The organism is Arhodomonas sp. AD133, assembly GCF_051195215.1.
Lineage (GTDB): Bacteria > Pseudomonadota > Gammaproteobacteria > Nitrococcales > Nitrococcaceae > Arhodomonas.
The window spans coordinates 34,615-53,363 of sequence record NZ_JBNAZM010000015.1; the positions used below are offsets into that span (position 1 = coordinate 34,615).

The 18,749-nt window shown below is 64.1% G+C and carries 17 protein-coding genes; 2 read left to right on the plus strand and 15 right to left on the minus strand.

The features are described 5' to 3' along the window. Positions 1 to 35 precede the first annotated feature (35 nt). Complete coding sequence (locus ACPEES_RS10775) at positions 36 to 1,406, plus strand: MBOAT family O-acyltransferase (RefSeq protein WP_435103485.1); 1,371 nt, start codon at positions 36 to 38, stop codon at positions 1,404 to 1,406. A 9-nt stretch (positions 1,407 to 1,415) separates the two neighbouring features. Next, positions 1,416 to 3,095 carry a hypothetical protein gene (locus tag ACPEES_RS10780; protein ID WP_435103486.1) on the plus strand — a complete coding sequence of 560 codons (1,680 nt, stop codon included), beginning with the start codon at positions 1,416 to 1,418 and terminating at the stop codon, positions 3,093 to 3,095. A 343-nt stretch (positions 3,096 to 3,438) separates the two neighbouring features. On the opposite strand, the gene ACPEES_RS10785 is transcribed toward ACPEES_RS10780, so the two are convergent. The 15 genes from ACPEES_RS10785 to gspE all read right to left on the minus strand — a co-directional run bounded on the left by ACPEES_RS10785 (position 3,439) and on the right by gspE (position 18,670). Further along, a complete protein-coding gene (locus ACPEES_RS10785) occupies positions 3,439 to 4,359 on the minus strand; it encodes a peptidylprolyl isomerase (RefSeq protein ID WP_435103487.1) in 921 nt (306 codons plus the stop codon). A gap of 98 nt (positions 4,360 to 4,457) precedes the next feature. Continuing rightward, positions 4,458 to 5,153 carry a hypothetical protein gene (locus tag ACPEES_RS10790; protein ID WP_435103488.1) on the minus strand — a complete coding sequence of 232 codons (696 nt, stop codon included), beginning with the start codon at positions 5,151 to 5,153 and terminating at the stop codon, positions 4,458 to 4,460. A gap of 180 nt (positions 5,154 to 5,333) precedes the next feature. Next, positions 5,334 to 6,593 (minus strand): hypothetical protein, encoded by a 1,260-nt coding sequence (locus tag ACPEES_RS10795; protein ID WP_435103489.1) that lies wholly within the window; start codon positions 6,591 to 6,593, stop codon positions 5,334 to 5,336. Between the two features lie 356 nt (positions 6,594 to 6,949). After that, the gene (locus ACPEES_RS10800; protein WP_435103490.1) at positions 6,950 to 7,381 is read right to left on the minus strand and encodes a hypothetical protein; all 432 of its coding nucleotides are present in this window, start codon (positions 7,379 to 7,381) and stop codon (positions 6,950 to 6,952) included. Positions 7,382 to 7,447: 66 nt separating this feature from the next. Continuing rightward, positions 7,448 to 9,700 carry a type II secretion system secretin GspD gene (gene gspD, locus ACPEES_RS10805; protein WP_435103491.1) on the minus strand — a complete coding sequence of 751 codons (2,253 nt, stop codon included), beginning with the start codon at positions 9,698 to 9,700 and terminating at the stop codon, positions 7,448 to 7,450. Between the two features lie 5 nt (positions 9,701 to 9,705). After that, the gene (locus ACPEES_RS10810; protein WP_435103492.1) at positions 9,706 to 10,317 is read right to left on the minus strand and encodes a hypothetical protein; all 612 of its coding nucleotides are present in this window, start codon (positions 10,315 to 10,317) and stop codon (positions 9,706 to 9,708) included. Next, on the minus strand, positions 10,314 to 10,910 hold the full coding sequence (gspM, locus tag ACPEES_RS10815) for a type II secretion system protein GspM (protein ID WP_435103493.1): 597 nt from the start codon (positions 10,908 to 10,910) through the stop codon (positions 10,314 to 10,316). Before gspM ends, ACPEES_RS10810 begins: the two co-directional genes overlap by 4 nt. Then, the gene (locus tag ACPEES_RS10820; protein ID WP_435103494.1) at positions 10,907 to 11,878 is read right to left on the minus strand and encodes a type II secretion system protein GspL; all 972 of its coding nucleotides are present in this window, start codon (positions 11,876 to 11,878) and stop codon (positions 10,907 to 10,909) included. The genes gspM and ACPEES_RS10820 overlap by 4 nt, the downstream gene beginning before the upstream one ends. 84 nt (positions 11,879 to 11,962) lie before the next feature. Beyond that, entirely contained in the window at positions 11,963 to 12,886 is a 924-nt protein-coding gene (locus ACPEES_RS10825) for a general secretion pathway protein GspK (RefSeq protein WP_435103495.1), read from the minus strand. After that, on the minus strand, positions 12,883 to 13,521 hold the full coding sequence (locus ACPEES_RS10830) for a prepilin-type N-terminal cleavage/methylation domain-containing protein (protein WP_435103496.1): 639 nt from the start codon (positions 13,519 to 13,521) through the stop codon (positions 12,883 to 12,885). Before ACPEES_RS10830 ends, ACPEES_RS10825 begins: the two co-directional genes overlap by 4 nt. Next, on the minus strand, positions 13,518 to 13,907 hold the full coding sequence (locus ACPEES_RS10835) for a type IV pilus modification PilV family protein (RefSeq protein WP_435103497.1): 390 nt from the start codon (positions 13,905 to 13,907) through the stop codon (positions 13,518 to 13,520). The genes ACPEES_RS10830 and ACPEES_RS10835 overlap by 4 nt, the downstream gene beginning before the upstream one ends. A 189-nt stretch (positions 13,908 to 14,096) precedes the next feature. After that, positions 14,097 to 14,555, minus strand: coding sequence for a GspH/FimT family pseudopilin (locus tag ACPEES_RS10840; RefSeq protein ID WP_435103498.1), 459 nt, complete (start codon positions 14,553 to 14,555; stop codon positions 14,097 to 14,099). A 15-nt stretch (positions 14,556 to 14,570) separates the two neighbouring features. Continuing rightward, positions 14,571 to 15,014, minus strand: a complete 444-nt coding sequence (gspG, locus tag ACPEES_RS10845; RefSeq protein ID WP_435103499.1) for a type II secretion system major pseudopilin GspG — start codon at positions 15,012 to 15,014, stop codon at positions 14,571 to 14,573. A gap of 455 nt (positions 15,015 to 15,469) precedes the next feature. Then, entirely contained in the window at positions 15,470 to 16,684 is a 1,215-nt protein-coding gene (locus ACPEES_RS10850) for a type II secretion system F family protein (protein ID WP_435103500.1), read from the minus strand. 273 nt (positions 16,685 to 16,957) lie between these two features. Further along, on the minus strand, positions 16,958 to 18,670 hold the full coding sequence (gene gspE / locus ACPEES_RS10855) for a type II secretion system ATPase GspE (protein ID WP_435103501.1): 1,713 nt from the start codon (positions 18,668 to 18,670) through the stop codon (positions 16,958 to 16,960). Positions 18,671 to 18,749 lie beyond the last annotated feature (79 nt).

Sequence of the window (18,749 nt, forward strand, 5' to 3'; positions counted from 1 at the left end):
CAGCGGGGCCCCACCGCGCGCCGGCGGTCGCGGCCGTGCTCGTATGGTCGCTGGTATTCTACGGTTGGGGCGAAGCCGCACATTTGTGGCTGCTACTGGTATCCATCGCCGTGAATTTCGGCTGCGGCAAGGCGCTGGAACGAACCGGCAGCCGCTGGTTACTCGCCGCCGGTGTCGTCTTCAACCTGTCGCTCCTGGGCGCATTCAAGTACGCCGGCTTCTTTGCCGAAGCGGTCAACGGAATCACCGCACTGGCAGTGCAACCGCCCCCCCTGGCCCTGCCGCTTGCGATCTCGTTCTTTACGTTTCAACAGATTGCCTACCTGTGTGACGCGAGGGCAGGCAATGAAAGCGGCGGCTCACTACTGGAGTACGCCGCGTTCGTGAGCTTCTTCCCGCAGCTTATCGCCGGCCCGATCGTGCACCACAAGGATCTCATCCCGCAGCTGCGTGACGGCCCGGACCGTCGGCGCTTCGGCGAGGACGTCGCCGTCGGCACCACACTGTTCGCCATCGGCCTGTTCAAGAAAGCCGTCATCGCCGACGGTATTGCGGTACACGCGGATGAGGTCTTTTCTCAAGCCGCCAATGGCGCAACGCTGACTGCCGCCCAGGCCTGGACCGGTGCAATCGCCTACCACTTTCAGATCTACTTCGACTTCTCGGCCTACTCCGACATGGCCAGCGGTGCGGCACGGCTGTTCGGCATCATCCTGCCCCTGAATTTCAATGCCCCCTACCGCAGCACCAGTATCATCGAGTTCTGGCGCCGCTGGCACATCACGCTGTCGCATTTCCTGCGGGACTATCTCTACATCCCGCTCGGCGGGAGTCGACGTGGCCCACCACGCTGGTTCGCCAGCCTGATGATCACCATGCTGCTCGGCGGCCTGTGGCACGGAGCGGGCTGGAACTTCCTCGTCTGGGGTGGACTGCATGGTGGCTACCTGGTCATCAACCATCTCTGGCGGCACCTCACGCCCGACTTCCGGCGGCGGGGGCACGAGGGCTTCGCCTGCCGCGCGCTGGCGTGGCTGGTGACCAGCGTGGCGGTCATCGTTGCGTGGGTGTTCTTCCGCGCCGAGGATCTGACCACTGCTGCGGCGATGCTTGAAGCCATGAGCACCGCGGAAGGGCTCACCGGGGGCTGGGACGCTCTTTGGGCCGGGCTGTCAGCGTCGTCGCTCAGCGCATCGCTCGCGGCACTCTGGGCAGGCATTCTGCTACTGCCGACCGGCCAGCAGCTGCTTCGGGACTATCGCCCTGCACTCGGCATGGCCGCCGTTCGGCCGCATCCGATACGGTGGCGACCAACCGCCGGCTGGGCGTTCGCGGTGGCGATTCTCTTCCTTACCGCGGTTACCGTGACGAATTCCTCGGAGGCGTTTGTCTACTTCCGCTTCTGAAGCGCGGGCATGATTATGAAACCCAACGCGGCCACCACAATGCGTCGAACCGACACGCGCCCGCAGGTGCGCGCCCTGTCTGCCCGCCTGACAGGCCATGCGGTGATCGGTCTGGGGATATTCGCCGTATTCCTGTTCGCCATTTCACCCGGCGAGGTCAATCGATACGACGAGGGCCTGATCCTGAACGGCGCCGCTTGGGTGCTGGACGGGGCAGTACCGTACCGGGACTTCTGGACGATCTACGCACCGGGGCAGTTCTGGGCACTCGCGGGCTGGTTCAAGCTCTTTGGCACGAGCGTTCTCAGCGAGCGAATCTACGACGCGCTCGCACGCACACTCCTGACCATCGCCTGCTACAGCGCCGCCTGGGCGTTTACCAGGCGCCGTGGCCCCACGGCGATGACTGCCACGCTCAGTGTCGCCTGGCTATGGTACATCGGCTTCTACGGCTACCCGTTGATACCCGCCTCGGCCGCAGCAATCGGCGCCTGCGTCGCACTCGTTCAGTGGCTTGAAGCAGAACGAAGCACAGGCTTGCTCGTCGTCGCCGGCCTGCTCGCGGCTGTAGCAGCCGTCTTTCGACATGACGTAGGTGCTTACACGGCGCTGGCGCTGCTCATTGGCGTTGCCCTCGCGGGTAACCGACAACGCCGCGCCATCCCCATCCTGCTGAGCACGATGCTGCTGGGGGGCTTACCTGCCCTGTTGTTTCTGCTGGTGAACGTTCCGATCCGTGAGCTATGGGCACAGCTCGTCGCATTCCCGCTAACCACCTATGCCGACGTACGTGCACTGCCCTTCCCCAGCATCAGCAAAAGCCTCCATGCGGCGATGACCCAACCGGGCGATCTTCACCGCCTCAGCAATGCCGTGGTCACCGTCATGCTGGGTCTGCCCTTGCCGGTGGCGGTATTCGGCCTCTACCTGGGACTGCGGAACGGTTACCGCCATCGGGTTGGGAAGGATGCGGCCAATGACCTCAACGGTCACGCCACCGCGTTGATTTTGTTGAGTGTTCTGACATTGCTCCTGTTCAGCAAGGGACTCGTACGCCCCAGCGCGGTCCAGATGCTTCCCGCAATTCTGCTGGCGAGTACCCTTCTGTGCTGCTGGCTCACCAGCCCACACGCACGTGCGCGCCGCCTCGCGCCGTCGATCCTGCTACTGTTTCTGCCGCCGGTAATCGCGTCCGGCCAGGCCCTATTCCAAGATGGTTTGGGCCCACACACGATGGTCGGCGTTATCGAGCGGAGCAATCACGAAGCGGTTGGGGAGATTCCGAGGGCTCGGGGCTTCAAGCTGCCGGAAGACCAGCGGCGCGCCGTCAGCTTTCTGCGTGAGCAAACCGCGCCGGATACGGCTATTTACGTCGGTAAGCCCCGGCACGACCGGATATTCGTCAATGACGTGTTGTTCTACTTCCTCGCGGAACGCCCGTCGACGACGAGATTCGCGGAGCTACACCCCGGCGAGGTCACGACTCGGGCCACGCAAGCCGAAATGATTGCGGCGCTGGAGCGAAACGCCGTGACTTGGGTCGTCATCTGGCGCGGGGCGATGCACCAGGAACCGAACGCCAGCGGACGAAGCAGCGGCGTTCGCCTTTTGGACCGCTATATCGGGAATCACTACGCACAAATCCAGGCATTTGGTGACTACCTGATTCTGAAGCGTTCCAAAGACTAACCTTTTCGAAAGTATTGCCAGCCACGCAGATCGGCTGGTGCTAGCTCCCGGGATGTCGGCCAGCGCTTCGCGCTCGCCGACCTACAGCCGCGTAGGTCGGCTGCACTTGGCAGCCGACATCTCTGCTGCCCTACGCGCCTTCCATTATCCCCCCTGTTAGCCGCACGAGAGCGCGCCGCCGCAATGCGGCAGTGACCCGCCGGTCAACCCACGCGAAATGCGACACCGCTCGCGTACATGGGAATCGCCCGAGGCGATTACCTCGGGCGACATCGGGCACGTCTAAGTCAATACACCGGCTTCACTGGTGGTGGGCAACCTCTGCCGGCTGACATCGGAACCCCTATTTGCCGGCAACGCCGACCTTTTCCTGCAGAGACTCGTGAAGTGCCTTTACCGCGGCCTGGTCGACATCGATACCGTCGGCACCGCGAATATCACTGATGATCGAACCACGAATCTGGTTGCGGCGCTCTTCACGAAGCGAGCTGATGATCCCCGGCTTGACCTTCTCGAATGGCTGGAGCTTCGCCGGCTTCCGGTCAGCGAGCTTGATCACGTGATATCCGAACCGGGTCTTCACCACGTCGCTGACATCTCCCGGCTTCTCCAGTCCAAAGGCGGCCTTGGCGAAGGGATCGACCATACGATCACGGGTAAAGTAACCCAGATCGCCCCCTTTCTCCGCGCTGGAGCCATCGGAGTACTCCTTCGCCAGCGCTGCGAAGTCTTCTCCGTCCAGAGCCTTCTTTCGGACCTTCTCGGCGAGCGCCTTCGCTTCCGATGCACTGCGATCGGACGTATTGATCAGCACATGTGCCGCCCGCACCTGTTCTTCAGTGCGATACTTGTCCGGGTTCGCCTTGTACTCTTCCCGCGCCAGTGCGTCGAAATCGACGTCCTGGATCTTTCGGGCGACCATGGTGTCCAGGTAGGCCTTCCCCAACGCACGTTGCTCGGCCATCTTGACCTTCCAGCGCACTTCGGGGTCGTCCGCAACGCCTGAATCCGTTGCGTCACGGGCGAGTTGGCGGATCACGTAGATCTGGCCGATCATTTCGCGCAGATTACCCTCTTTCGCGAGAACCCGGGAGCGCATTTTCTCAGGCACCTGCGCGTTCAGATAGCGCTCGGCGTCCGTCGCTGTGACAGCAATGTCGTTTTTCTCGACGAGCGCATCCTCGGCCGCCAGGACCGAACTTCCGGCCAAAACACCAACCGTTGCGAGCAACAGATAGCCAAAGCCCCGTCGGGGTCTATTCATCGAATCCTCCCACGCAAGTCAACTGGTCGCAGGTAAGTCAAACAAAAAAGGCGTGGGCCGACGGGCCCACGCCTTCCTTAGTCCACGACGAACCGTCGTTAGTTCACGTAGTTCGTAATATACGTCTCACTGTACGTGACGTTGGACGAGGAATCGTCCACAGTGCCAATGCGCATGTGGAGATAATAGGTAGCGCCCGGCTCCATCACGCAGTAACGCTTGTACTCGAACGTGAGCCACCCGAGCGTCGCGTTTTCGTAGCCGTCAACGGAGCAGTTGGGGTCCACCTGCGCCGCGGGAATGCCCGGTTCGCTGGCGATCCAGAGCGTGCGATTGGATGGGTTCGTGGTCGTGTAGGCCGACGAGAGCTTGCCACCCACTTGTTCGCTTGGCGCCGTGAACGGATACACGTAAGTGGTCTGCCGCACCTCGAACTTCTTCTCGTTCAGGCTCGTGAACTCGATCGGGTCCTGGCATTCGTAGCCTGACTGACCACCGAGCAGATCCGAACAAGACCCTGATGTGCCGCCTCCGGACCCATCACCGTCGCCGGACCCGTCGCCGTCGCCGTCGCCGTCGCCGGACCCATCACCGTCGCCGGACCCGTCGCCGGATCCATCACCGTCGCCGGACCCGTCACTGATGCCAGTGATAGTGATTCCATCCTCAGTGAAAGAAACGTTTGACGCGGGAACGGTGTGATTCTCGCCATCAATCGTAATCGTCAATGCCGACGCCGTGGTTGAAACCAGGAACGCAGCCAAAGAGATCGCGGCAGTGCGCTGCAATGTCATCCAGACACCCCTACATCATGGTTCGACTAGTACGGTGCCTTTTTACCACGCGCCGGCACGCCCAACAACGTTCAAAACTTGACCCAGTGCGCAGCTTCAGGCGCACTCCAAAAAGAAAGGGGCCAAACGGCCCCTTTCTTCACGAGCCACATTACTAGAATGCGGCGTTCAGACCACGGGTTACTGCGTGATGTTACGCTCACCCTTGTGGTTGAACAGACCGGCGTAGTTCGACAGCAGACCGCCAACATCGCCGTTGACGAACTCGACCACAGAGAAGCCGAGCACCGGCAGACCGCGATAGGTCTCCGCGGGGCCGGTGGTACCCAAGCTCTCCAGCGTGCGGACGTTACCGCTGCCGAAGTTCGTCAGGTCCATGGTCAGCCAGCCGTTGTCGAACACGACGTCCAGATTACGCTTCACGCGATCCGAGGGCGCGAGCACGTTCGAGTCGTTGAACGTAACCACGTTGGCCTCGTAGCACAGGGACGTCGGCGGCTCACCCGGGGGCTGCGGGGAGAAGTCGGAATCGTCCGGCGTCTCCTGCTGCTCCTCACGGTCGAAGTAGGTGATGCCGATCTCTTCGCAAGCCTTCTCCGGCTCGCCCGACGCCGAGCTCGCCCAGGTCGTCGTGAACGGATCCATCGGAGCGGAGGTTCCGTTGACGTAGAAGCGCTTGGTCGGGAAGGTCACGACCCAGTCCGTGCCGGCCTGCAGCGACGGCTCGGTCACGAAGTCGTTCGCGATCTCGCTACGCATCAGGGTCGCGGTTACCGCGTCCACACCGGTGTTGAAGTCCGAGGTGTAGACGGTCGTGCCGTCAACCACGTTCGCCGTCGCGGTGGCGTTGTTCAGCGACGGGTTGGTGCTACCCGGATCGGTGTGCAGCGGCGAGGACAGCGGATCGTTCGGGTCGACGAAGTTGTCGAGCGCCTTGGCGTCGTAGGCCGCGTCGATGCCGCCCTGGACGTTGATCAGCGTACCGGTGCCGTACAGACCGCCCGTGGGCAGACCGATGCCGTCGTTGTTGTTGGCGCTCCAGACGCCGCCGTTCCAGGCATCGCTGATCGCGCCACAGTCCGCGGGGACACCGTCGTCGGTGTGGGTCGCCGCGGCGGCCAGGGTGGAATCCTGGACCACGCCCATCTCGATGATCTCGAGGTAGCCCTCACGGGTACGCTCGACGCCATTGATCACGTCATCCAGGTACTGGAAGTTGACGAAGTCCTTACCGTCTTCCGGGATGGTACCCACGGTGCAGGACGTGTCGCCCGTCTTCAGCATGGCGGCACCGCTGCTCTCATTAGCGGTAACCACGCCACTCCAGACGTCGTTCGGCGACAGGTACAGGTTAAAGTCCAGGACCTCCTGGCTGTTCTGCGCCTCGAGGAAACGGACCTTAACGGCCTTGACGCTGCTGGTGGTATTGGTCAGCGACACGTAGGTGTCGAAGCCACCCTCAACCGTATAGTACGGGTACAGGAGAACCTGACCCTCTCCGGTTGTGCTCTCGAAAAACAGCGTGGGCGACGCCGGTCGTTCCGACCATGGCGGCGGCCAGCGCCAGAGAACTGAGCTTCTTGTTCATTCAGTCACTCCTTGATGTCGGCCAGATGCGACTTCAGTGGAACCGTTTGCGACTATCCAAACAGCCACGCCGGAAAGCTATCACAGCCCGTGGGGCTCTACAACACATCACACCCCGCGGCGGGGCAATTGGTGACATGTTTGCAACAAACCCCACGGCCCGACAAAACCCGATTGCTTCGGACGCCTACTGAAAGGCGGATTTCCACTCAGTCAGAGGGATAAAACCACCATTCGCCTTCGGAACGCAACCACGTTTCCGTCAGGCGTCGCGTATTCTCCATACCCAGGCGCGGGTGCATGTACTTTACGTCGACCCCGACGACACAGCGCTCCGCCTTGCAATCGACTTCCTTGACGTCCTGCTTCAGCCAGCGCACCGCGCCGCCCAGCGTGCTCCGGTAATCGTCCACCGAGTTGCCACTCCGGTACGCCGGGGTCAGGTAGCTGTATGCCGTTTCGATGTCGCCATCGATGAGCGCCTGCCAGCGCTCGCCGGCCCGAGCCTCGACCCGTTGTTCCGGCGCAACACTGTTGCCCGCAAGCGACGAACAGGCGGTCAGTGTGGTAAGGACGAGTAGCGAAAGCGATACTCGCATTATATGACCGCTGATGCGGATACCACGGCTGTCGTGCGCCATGCCTCTCAACCTTTTGTCTTGCCTCACATTAATCGTTCGCCCACGGGCGGGTGCAAACACCAGCGCCTATTCACTCTCGTCGGCACCTGCCGGCTTTTCGTCGGCTGATTCGGGCCAGCGCGATTGCGACTGTCGGCGGAAGAACTCGGCGCTTTCCTCTGATAGCCCCTCCATGCGCTGCCGGAACTCCTGGGTGATGGCGGCCGTCTCCGCGGCGTTCTCCGCGACCCGCGGCGTCAGCAGCACCAGGAGCTCGGTGCGCCGCCGTTCCTTGCTCCGGGTGCTGAACAGCGCCCCAAGCACCGGGAGCTTGCGCAGGCCGGGGATACCCGACTCGCCCGTGGAATTGGTCTCGCGGATCAAACCACCGAGCACGATGGTCTGGCCGCTGGGGACCGCCACGACACTCTCGAGTACGCGCTGGGTAATCGTCGGCGAATCGATGCCGGAGTCCGTCGTCTCGGAGACGTCGTTGACTTCCTGACGGATCTCCATGGTCACCATGCCACCGGCATTCACCCGGGGTGTCACCTCCAGGCTCACGCCGGTATCCCTGTACTCGATTCCCGAGGTAATTATGTCGGAATCCGAGTCATCCCTCGCCCGGGTGCTCTGGGAGGTGCGCACGGGCACCTGATCGCCCACCTGTATCGTCGCGGTCTGATTGTCCAAAACCATCACGGACGGTGCCGACACGACGTTGACCTTATTGTCCGACGCCAATGCATTAAGCACGGCACGGATATCGCCCGCGTTGTTAACCAGGGAATAGCTGAACCCGGGAAACGTCTTGTTTGGCGTGGTCTGGTCTTCTCCGAAAACCAGCTCACCCTCCGCGACATGTCCGTCGTCGACTCGATTCTGGAAGAACCACTGCATGCCGTACCTGAGGTCCCCGCTGAGGCGCACCTCAACGATGGTCGCGTCCACCAGTACCTGCAGCGCGGAGATATCGAGCTTCTCGATGGCGGACTCGATGGTGTCGTAATCAGCGGGGCTCGCCATGATCAGCAACGCATTGTTGGTCTTGTCGGCGATCACCTTGACCTGGCTCTTCAGGCCGATGCTATCCTCTTCGCCGCCCAGGGTCGTGGTCATACTCCCCCCGGAGGTATCAGACGCGCTCTGACTGTCTCCCCCCGCACTGTCGGAATCGGCCGTGTCACCAATGCTCTGGGAGCTGGCCCCCGGCGCGAGGGACGGTCCGCCCACGGAGCTGGAGCTGTCGCTCGATTCTCCGCCGAACATGGACTGGAGCATCTTCGCGGCATTCTCCGCGTCGCCATGTCTCATGCGGTAGACGTACAGGCGTTGCCCGCCGCTGCCGCCTCCGCGGTCGAGGCGGTGCACCCAGGTGCGTGCCTGGTCCAGGTACTCGCTCTGCGGCGTCACCACCAGCAGGGAGTTCAGGCGTTTGATGGGAACGAACCGGAACATGCCCGCCAGCGGTCCGTCACCGCTGCCACCGAAAACGGTCTCCAGCTCTTTCGCCAGCTCTTCGACGTCGGTGTTCTCGAGGGCGAACAGGCCAACGGACATACCCTTGAGCCAATCCACATCGAAGATGTCCACCGTGTTGATCCAGGTCCGCAACTCCTCGCGGGTGCCGGCAAGGATGAGCAGATTGCGCTTGTCGTCCACGCGCACGAGGCTGCCCGGGCTCAGGAACGGCTCGAGAATCTTGCGCATTTCGCTGGCCGCGATGTATTCGAGCGGCACGATGCGCACATTCAACCCGGGTCCGGTTTCGCTGAGGGAGGGCGCCGCCGTCCCTCTAAGCGCCTTCTCGCTGGGAACGATGCGATACAGCGAACCATCGCGCACGAGGGCGGCACCGTTCATCCGGAGAATCTCTTCGAGCGTCGGCAGCACGGCGTCACGCTTCAGCGGGCGGCTGGTAGCCATCGTGACGCGCCCTTTCACCCCGGGATCCAGAGAATAGTTGAGGTTGAGAAGATCGCCCATGACGTAACGAACGACTTCCCGGAGATCCGCGCCCTGGAAGTTGAGCAGCACCGACCCGCCCTCGGTCTCTCGCACCGGCGGCTGGCTTTGTGCGGCTTCCCGGTCGATGAACTCGCCGGTTCCCTCGAACACCTGCGTCGACGGTGCGTCGTCCTGGCCCTCGCCTCCGGTTCCACCAGGGCGGCGTTCAGTCACCGCGTCCCGTGCTGAGCTGTCCGCCGGTTCCTGCACGACGGTGGACGCATCGGCAGTGCCCTTGGTTTGCTCGCCCTCGCTCAGGGCGGCACAGCCGGTCAGCACGACCGCGACCAGGAACGACACGACAACAGAGCGCAAGGCATGCGTTGCGGGCATACGACTTATCCCTTGGAGTTCGATGCTTCGTCGGAATCGCCAGCGGCGTTCTCCCCCTCGGGAGGCTGCGGGAGATCAATTCCGACGGGTGGTGCGTGATTCTTGGGAGGTCCGGATGGACGGAGCATCAGCTCCTGCGTTCCCGCGTCTGAACGAAACATCACCGAGTCCGGGAAAACGGCCATCACCTGCCAGCCGTTGTATTCGTCCCCGGGGCTGAGACGCCGATCGCCCTTCTCGCCCTTGCCTTTCACGCGGGCTAGGGCGAACTGCTCCTCCGGCGTGACGACGATGCTGCTGAGCCTCAGATTGAGCTTGCCGGCTTTCGGTGCCGGCTCCTTCGGCTGGGGCTTCTCCGGCGGTTTGGGTGGACGGCGCGTCGGCAGGAACAGTGGCCGGGCCACCATGTCCTTCACCTGCCCGACGGCGACGAGCTCGTCCGCCGGAGCCCACACATCGTCCGCCTGCGCCGTATCAGGCTGTGGCGCCTCGCGGGCGACCGATTTCACCGATTCCCGCCAGCGCTCCAGGACCACTGCCTCCACTGCGACAATCGCTGCCAACACGGCCACCAGCACGAGTAGCCAACGCACACTCCTGTTTCGCGTCGCGGTCACGTGTCGTCCCCCGCCGCCATCGTCCGGGCCATGAACGCGTTGAGCTCGAGACGAACCTTGAGCTCTCCCGAGAAACGCTGCTCGCTACGGCGTCGCGACTGCTCCGGGCTGATCGTCACATCGTCGATCATCACCACGGGACGCCCCGTCTCCAGGCTACGCAGAACGGCCGCCAGCGTACCGCTGTCCGCGCGGATATCCGCCCTTACACGAATCCGAGTGAAGTTCTCGTCCTCTGACGGTCCCATCACCTGCACGGAGTTGATCGAGCCGCCGTGCTCGCCGATCACTTTCTCCAGAAGCTGCTGCAACTCCGCAGCCGCCAGGTCGGGGGTCTCTCTCGAAAGGAAAAGGCCGCTATCGTCGACCCGCTGGCGCAGCACCGATACCTCCTTCTCGAGTGAAGGCAACGAAGCGACGACCTTTTTGAAGCGTTCCAGCCGGAATCGCTGGTCGGCGATCTCGGCACGATAGCCCGTGTAGGCTCCGATCAGAGGCTGCACGATCAACAGCGCAAGGCCGAGGAGCACGGCAACCAGCAAGCCGACGGCGAGCACGCGCCGCTCGCGCTGGCCTAGCTGCTCAGGGCTCATGCCTGCCCCTCCATCAATCTCATCGCGATCTGGAAACGCTCGCCCCCGTCCTCACGAGTGATCGGCGCGTTGAAGCCCACTCCCTCGAATAACGGGGATTGCTCGATGCGTTCGATCAGTCCCGACGCGGACGGGGCCTTTCCGCGAATCACCAACTCGTCACCGTGAAGTTGCAAGGCCCAAATCCAGGTGTCATCCGGCAGCAGGCGGGCGAGCTCCTCGAGCGCCGCGAGCACTGACGGTTGGTTCGCGCGCATGTCCGCGACCGACTGCGCCTGCGCCAGCAGGCGATCACGGGTTTCGCGCAATGACTGCGCCCGCTGCGCGGGCTCGGCAAGATCTGCCGCCTCCTCGCGCAGCGTCCGTGCTGCCCTGTCCAGCTCCCACAATGGGAACCCGACCGCTGCGACGAGCAATATGCAAGCAGTGGCCGCAAGCATGCCACGTACGCTCGGCCGCCACGCCGTGCTATCCGACGTAGCGCTCGGTGTCAGGTCGATCCGCGGTTCGCCGGCTGGATGCATACTCGCCGGGGAGAGGCCGGCGGTGGCCAGACGCTGGACCAATGCGTCCATCCGCTCGCGGGGTACCACTGCAAGCCGGACGGGAATCCCGCCACTGGCCGTCGGGCCACCGAGCCGGCGGCAACCGTAGTGGACCTGGGCGGCGGTGAACGGCGTGTGCCGGTCCATCTCGTAGCCGACCACACCCTTCAGGTTTTCCTGCGCAGCAGCTGGCAACGCGATGTCGGTCACGAGCACTTCGTCGGCAGGCAGCACCATTATGACGTCCGCCTCCGTGGCCGCCCGCGCCACCTCAGGCGGCAACTGATCACCCCACGCTGACCGCCCCAAATGGCGCCTGCCCTCAAGGCTTTCGAGCTCGACGTCACACCCCGTCTCTCCCACGGTGACCAGCAATCGTGGGCGCGACAGGTGTAGCCGCGACACGAGCCGCGGTGGGAGCATTCCCACCAGCTCGCCTATCCACCAGCGCAGGAACGCGCCAGTCTGCCGCCTGAATTGTGAAAGCGTGCCTCGCTTCACGAGTGCTCAACCATCCTGCGCCGCCTGCCGCGGCGCGTCACCGGCATCCAGCTCCCGCAGGGAGAGCAATATGAAGGGATCCCTATTCCGGCCGACGGTATCCACCACCTCGGCACCACGGCCAACCCAGAGCCCGCCGGGCAGCTCCGCCCAAGCCGCGATAGCATACGCGCCAGTACCGAAGCGCTCCAAATACCTCTTACCGGCGGGAAAAGGCGGCAATGGCGCGCTCTGCTGATAGGCACGATCAACGCGCTTCAGATAACTGTCGACCATTGCCTGGTTGGCGCCGGGGAGAGCCAGCAGTGTCGTCGGGTTGGCACCCCATGGCGTAATGACCGGCGTACCGTTGAATACGGTGAGGTTCGGCGCGAGGCGGCGGTATAGCTCCGGGGTAATCCCGGGAACACGTTGCAGCTCCGCGATATCCAGAAAATCACGATCATACGGCCCCGGATCGCCGGCGCCCGTGGACCGCTCACCGGTACCGCCGGGGCGCGTCGCGTTGTTGTCGTCCCGCCAGTCCTGGATGTTTGCGGCAAGCGTCTTCCGACGGCTCTCATCCTGAACACCGACCGCCCGCAACAACCCTTCCAGTAACTCCGGCGGCGCCCGGTTCAGGTCGATACGGCCGCTGACCTGTCGCGCTCGTGCATGCACGGTCACGCCGCCCAACCGGAACCGGTGCCATTGGCCATTGGGGCGCCAGCGCGCGTCCGCGCTCGGATGTTTCAGCTGCAGGAACGTATAGCGGATGCCTGCCTCGGCCAGCGCCCGACCACGCGCGAGATCCACATTGTTGCGAACTGCATTGACCTCTCGACGGACCGTCAAAGTCAGACTACCGGCTATGACGGCCAGCAACGTGAGCACCCAAAGCACCGTGATCAAGGCGAGCCCACGCTCGCGCCCGAAAGTCACCGCCCTCATGGCCTTGGCCCCTGAACGCCCGCCGCCTGGGAGGAAACCAACCCGGGTGCCCCGACTACGTCCATGACTTTGTCGTCACCGCGGAAGACCTGCATGCGCACCATTCCCGGCAATTCCGGGCGTTCCCACTGATCATGCCACGCGGCATCCTCACCGGGCTGTCGACTGCCGTGGTAAGTAAACGCGATACCATTGGCTCCACTCAACACCAGTTCCGGATGACGTCGCTCTTCGTCCGCCTCCAGTGGCACCTCCGGGTGATACGGCCACCAGGTGAGAATCAGCCCTGCCTCTCCGTCGGCTTTGCCGATACCCAGCTCCACGACCTGCAATCCACCGCCACCGCGATACGCAGGCAATGCGGTTATGAACGTCAAACGCTCGCTCTCACCACGAAACCCGAAACCGTCCGCCTCGCTCGAGGTGGTCCACTGTAGCGGCCGGGCCTCATCGATGAGGCGCTCCAGTACCCGTGAGGCCTGTCCCGCCGCGGACGCCTGCTCGATGCGCTGCTCCGCCGCGCCCCAGCTTCGTCCGGCGATCTGAAGCGCCGGTAGCAGCACGGCGAACAGCAACGCCAGCAACACCAGGGCGATCAGCGCCTCCATGAGGGTGAAACCGGCCGTGCGCCTCATGTATTCCGCTCCACCCGCAGACTGGTGAGCCGCACGTCGCGCTCGCTGCCGTCCCCCCAGCTCACCCTTACATCGATACGCCACAACCGGAATTGCGCCTGCTCGTCCGAGTAGTCGCCATTCCAGTCCACCGGCGTCACCCGCTCGGTCCAGCGGAAGCGCTCGCCGGCGCGGCCGCTGCGCTCACCTTCAGGCACCGGCTGTTCCGCCTCGGCGAGGGTCAAACGCCGCTCTGCGATCTGCAGCGCCTGCGTGTAATCGCTGGCGATGGCGGTATTGCGCAGGCCCCCGGAAATCGCCTGCAGCACGACGGTAAGGCCGATGGCCATGACCGTGAAGGCCACCAGCAGCTCAAGCAGGGAGAAGCCCTTCTGCCGGGCTATCATGAGCCCTGCCCAATCAGGTTCGCCCGGGCGGTCAAGGCCTGTCGGCTGCCGTGAGCAGCCGACCTACAGGTGACTGCCCGGTTATGTCCGCGTGGGCATCGCGCCCGTTGTCGGCGGCCATGGGCAGCCGAGCTATGGGCGACGGCACGGCGTACACGCTTTGCATCCACCGCACACGCAATCATCGCTTCAGCTATCCGCCTGATCATCCAGAATGCGGACGCGGCCAGTGAGCCAGTTCACGTCCACGCGGAACTGCCGGCCGTTGTTCGCCAGCGAGATCCGGCCACCGCTCGACGAGCCATCGGGAAAAAACACGATTCGGCCCTGGGAATCGGAGGAGATATCCGCCCCCCCGGCTACCAGACCGACTTTCGTACCCTCGGGCAGCGCGCGACTCTCGCTGGCGCTGGAAAGCTGGTAGAGGCCGCGGTCGACGTCGATTAGCACGGCCGCGTCCCGGCGTTCCCGCAGCGCTTCGGTGCGGGCTGCGCGCAGCGCCGAAGCCACGTCACGAGTAGCCGCCTGCAAGCGTACGCTCTCGATGGCGCCGGCGAAGCGCGGACCGACGAGCACGGCGGCCACCGCCAGAATGGCGATGACCACCATGAGCTCCAGAAGGGTGAACCCCCGGGCGCGGCCGCGCATGCCGGTCACCAGCGACTATTGCGCCCAGCTGGTGACGTCGGAGTTCTCGCCTTCGCCGCCCTCACGGTTGTCGGCACCGTAGGTCCAGACGTCGAACTGACCGTGCTCACCGGGCTGGCGGTAACGATACTCGTTACCCCAAGGGTCCAGCGGCACCTCACTCTTGCGCAGATAGGGGCCGTTCCAGGAGCTCACGCCCTGCGGCTTGCTCACGAGCGCCTCGAGCCCCTGCTGTGTCGTGGGATAACCGCCGTTCTCCAGCCGGTAGAGATCGAGCGCGGAGCTCAGATCCTCGATCTGTACACGTGCCGTCTTGGTCTTGGACGTTCCCAGGTACTTCATGACCTGCGGCCCGACCAGGCCAGCCAACAGCCCCAGGATGACGAGCACGACGAGCAGCTCGATCAGGGTGAAGCCGCGGGCGCGGCGGGAATGTTGAGAATGCGTGATTCGCGTCATGCCACGATATTCCGTATTGATCCCCAGAGTGTCGATGCAAGATACGGCCTACGGCCGTGATCGTTCATGTGAGCTCAAGCTCGCTGCGCTCACCTGAACCCGGGCTACGCAACCTTTGCAGGGTGGACGGAACGTCAGCGAAGCCCACCATCTCGGCCCACCACGCGACGTCAGAATTGCGCGCCTGGCACGCTGGCGGATTGTGCTGCGCTCCATTCGCCCTATCCCAGCGTCGCCCCGTAGGTCGGGTGCAACCAGCAACCGACGTCACCGACCGGGCGACGCCTGTGTCGGGTACCGCCTGACAGCGGTTCCCGACCTACGGGAGCTTCGGGGGCACAGCCCCCGCCGCCGCACCGTCGTGAGCTCACGAAACCCGGCCGCGAACGCGCCACCCTCACGCGCCTGCACGTCTTCCGAAGAGAGACCGCCGCCTCACCCGGTTGGTTCCGTCATCAGAATGCCAGCTCGTTCACGCTCAGGATGGCCGTGAGGATCGCGATGATGATGAACGCGATCACCAGTCCCAGGCCAATGATCAGCACCGGCTCGAGCAGGCTCAGCATACGCTTGACCGCTACTCGAACCTCCTCGTCATAGAGCTCCGCCACCTGGCCCAGGGTGTATTCCATGTGACCGGTCTCCTCGCCCACCCGGATCATCTGCAGCCCGAGGCGGGGAAACAGGTCAGCCTCCAGCAGCGGCCCGGCCATGCCGCGCCCCTCCTTTAGCCCGTCCGAAGCGACGCCCAGCGCCCGAGCCATGGCGCGGTTGGAAATCGTCTCACGCACGATGCCGAGCGCGGTGAGCATGGGTACACCGTTCTCCAGCAATGTGCCAAGGGTGCGGCAGAAGCGCGCCGCTTCCAGCTTGCTGGTGAGATCGCCGAGCACCGGGAGGCGCAGCTTGAAGCGGTCCCACGCCTCGCGGCGCCCGGGATCGGCGAGAATCTGCCGAAACAGCAATACTGCCGCGACGATGCCCAGACCGATCATCCACCAGTAACCGCGCAGGAAGTCACCGGCTGCTACCACGATCTGCGTGCTGACGGGCAGCGCCCGGCCGGCATCCTCGAACAGCGCGGTAAAACGCGGCACCACGAAGGTAAGCAGGACGAACACCGACAGCACGGAGACCACCAGCAGGATGGCGGGATAGATAAGCGCCGACACGACACTCTCGCGCAGCTCCCGCATGCGCTCCAGGTACTCAACCAGACGCTTGAGCACCGCGTCCAGGGAGCCACTGAGCTCGCCAGCGCGTACCATGTTCACGTAAAAACGGGAGAAAGTCTTGCCCTGCGCCTCCAGCGCGTCGGATAGCGGGTCACCGCCGCGCACGCGATCGAGCACGTTGTTCACGAGCGACTTGACGTGCTCCTCGGGCGCGAGGTCGGCAAGAATCTGCAACGCCCTGTCCAGCGGCAACCCCGCCTTCAGCAACACCGAGAGCTCCTGAGTGAACACCCGGATATGCTGGCCTTTGACCCGCTTGCCCGAAGAACGCAATCGCCGCAGGCCGCCGAGCGCACCGCCCGCCGGCTGCACGCGCACAGGGATGAGGCCGCGGTCCTGCAGCCGTGCGACGGCCTGCCCGTCATCGGCGGCTTCGAGCTCTCCCTCGACCACCTCTCCGGCGGCATCCGCAGCCTTGTAATAGAACAGCGCCATGCTAGCTAGGACCTGTTTTCAAACCCGGAGCGCGACACGCCGGGCGTTTTCGCGCAAGACAAAACGGCACCAGCGCGGTGTAGCGGCGCAACACACGCGAGCGCCAAGGTCGTATTACCCCAAGATGGACCCGGCCCTTGGGGTCGGATCTGACATTCGCCCGTGCTGCGTTGCTCGTCGCTCATTTGGAATCACTGAACTTCGCATCCTCGCGCCTTGCCTGGCTGACTGTCAGCCTCAACGCGGCGCGCTTGGGGTACGAAAGCAGGGCCTCTACTCCCGCGTCACCCGCAGAACCTCGTCAGTGGTGGTGAGCCCGCGCACGGCCTTGGAGATACCGTCTTCATACATGCTCACCATGCCTTCCTCGCGGGCAATGCGGTCGACCTCCTGGCTGGAGGCGTGACGAACGACCGCCTCGCGCAGGCGCTCGGACATCACCAGCAGCTCGTTGATGGCAAGCCGGCCACGGAATCCCGTATGGCTGCACGACTCGCACCCCACGGGCCGGCGCAGATCCACGGCGGCGTCGGCGGGCACGCCAATCTGTTCGAGCAGCGCCGCGCTCTCCGTGTACGGTTCCGCGCAGTGCGGACACAACCGGCGCACCAGGCGCTGGGCCAGAATACCGTTCACCGTTGAGGCGAGCAGGTAGTCGTCCACGCCCATGTCGAGCATGCGGTTGACGCTGCCCGCGGCGTCGTTGGTGTGCAGGGTCGAGAGCACCAGGTGACCGGTGAGCGCCGATTGCACCGCAATCTGGGCGGTCTCCAGGTCGCGCATCTCACCGATCATGATGATGTCCGGATCCTGACGCACGATGCTGCGCAGCGCCGAGGCGAAGTTGAGACCGATCTGCGGTTTCACCTGGATCTGGTTGACGCCGTCGAGCTCGTACTCCACCGGGTCCTCGACGGTGATGACCTTGCGCTCGGGCGTATTGAGCCGCTGCAAGGCAGTGTAGAGGGTCGTGCTCTTGCCGCTGCCCGTCGGGCCGGTGACCAGCATGATCCCGTGGGGAAGATCGAGGACGCTGCGCAGGCGCTCCAGTGCCTTGCCTTCGAAGCCGAGCGCCTCGAACTCCAGGGTCACGCTCTCCTTGTCGAGCAGGCGCATGACCACGCTCTCCCCGTGCAGCGTAGGCGTGGTGGAAACGCGCAGATCCAGCTCCCGCCCCGCCACGCGTACCTTGATGCGACCGTCCTGGGGCAGGCGGCGCTCGGCGATGTTCAGCCGCGCCATGATCTTCACGCGCGAGATGACCGCGGCCGCGGACTGCGCCGGTGGCGCCTCCACCTCGTGAAGAACGCCATCGATGCGGTAGCGTACCTTGAGCTCGTTGTCGAACGGCTCGATGTGCACGTCCGATGCCCGGGACTCCACGGCGCGCTGCAATACCAGGTTGACCAGGCGTATGACGGGCGCTTCGCTCGCCATGTCGCGGAGGTGCTCGATATCCTCCTCGGTGGCGCCGTCCTCGCCGTCGACACTCAGGCCCAGACCGCTCTGGTTGGTGTCCTCATCGTCGCCAAGATAGTGGTCGAGGGTACGACGGATATCGCCGGGAAGCCCCACCACCACCTCGACGCGACGGCCACTCGCCATGGCGAGCGAGTTGCGCAGAAAACCGCTGCGGGGATCGGTCACCGCGACGAGCAATCGCTGGTCATCGACTTCCAGAGGAACCGCTGGCGCATCGCGCAGAAAGCGCACGGAGACGCCCTCGGGCATCTCGCAGAAATCAGGATAGTCCTCGGCCGCGAGAAGGCGCGTGCCCGTGACCGCGGCAAACGCGCTGGCCATATCCGCCTCGGTAACGAGACCGAGCTTGGGCAGCAACGTGGTGAGCGCGGCGCTGTCGGCGCTCGCAAGCCTGCGGGCACGCTCCAGGTCTGCATCCTTGAGCTTGCCGTTTGCCTGCAACCACGCAGCGACGGCCTCGTCGCTGCTATCGAGTTCCACGTCGGGCACGGGGTGTTGGGTCATGGTTCCTGCCGGGGGACCGGCGGCCGAGATGAAGCGCCGATGATACTAGCCCGGATATCGTACGCAAACCCGGTCCGCC

Bases quoted from the DNA above. Each gene is read 5' to 3' on its own strand.
- ACPEES_RS10780 (WP_435103486.1), top strand. From the start codon at position 1,416: ATGATTATGAAACCCAACGCGGCCACCACAATGCGTCGAACCGACACG.
- ACPEES_RS10785 (WP_435103487.1), bottom strand. From the start codon at position 4,359: ATGAATAGACCCCGACGGGGCTTTGGCTATCTGTTGCTCGCAACGGTT.
- ACPEES_RS10790 (WP_435103488.1), bottom strand. From the start codon at position 5,153: ATGACATTGCAGCGCACTGCCGCGATCTCTTTGGCTGCGTTCCTGGTT.
- ACPEES_RS10800 (WP_435103490.1), bottom strand. From the start codon at position 7,381: ATGGCGCACGACAGCCGTGGTATCCGCATCAGCGGTCATATAATGCGA.
- gspD (WP_435103491.1), bottom strand. From the start codon at position 9,700: ATGCCCGCAACGCATGCCTTGCGCTCTGTTGTCGTGTCGTTCCTGGTC.
- gspM (WP_435103493.1), bottom strand. From the start codon at position 10,910: ATGAGCCCTGAGCAGCTAGGCCAGCGCGAGCGGCGCGTGCTCGCCGTC.
- ACPEES_RS10820 (WP_435103494.1), bottom strand. From the start codon at position 11,878: ATGCTCCCACCGCGGCTCGTGTCGCGGCTACACCTGTCGCGCCCACGA.
- ACPEES_RS10825 (WP_435103495.1), bottom strand. From the start codon at position 12,886: ATGAGGGCGGTGACTTTCGGGCGCGAGCGTGGGCTCGCCTTGATCACG.
- ACPEES_RS10830 (WP_435103496.1), bottom strand. From the start codon at position 13,521: ATGAGGCGCACGGCCGGTTTCACCCTCATGGAGGCGCTGATCGCCCTG.
- ACPEES_RS10835 (WP_435103497.1), bottom strand. From the start codon at position 13,907: ATGATAGCCCGGCAGAAGGGCTTCTCCCTGCTTGAGCTGCTGGTGGCC.
- ACPEES_RS10840 (WP_435103498.1), bottom strand. From the start codon at position 14,555: ATGCGCGGCCGCGCCCGGGGGTTCACCCTTCTGGAGCTCATGGTGGTC.
- gspG (WP_435103499.1), bottom strand. From the start codon at position 15,014: ATGACGCGAATCACGCATTCTCAACATTCCCGCCGCGCCCGCGGCTTC.
- ACPEES_RS10850 (WP_435103500.1), bottom strand. From the start codon at position 16,684: ATGGCGCTGTTCTATTACAAGGCTGCGGATGCCGCCGGAGAGGTGGTC.
- gspE (WP_435103501.1), bottom strand. From the start codon at position 18,670: ATGACCCAACACCCCGTGCCCGACGTGGAACTCGATAGCAGCGACGAG.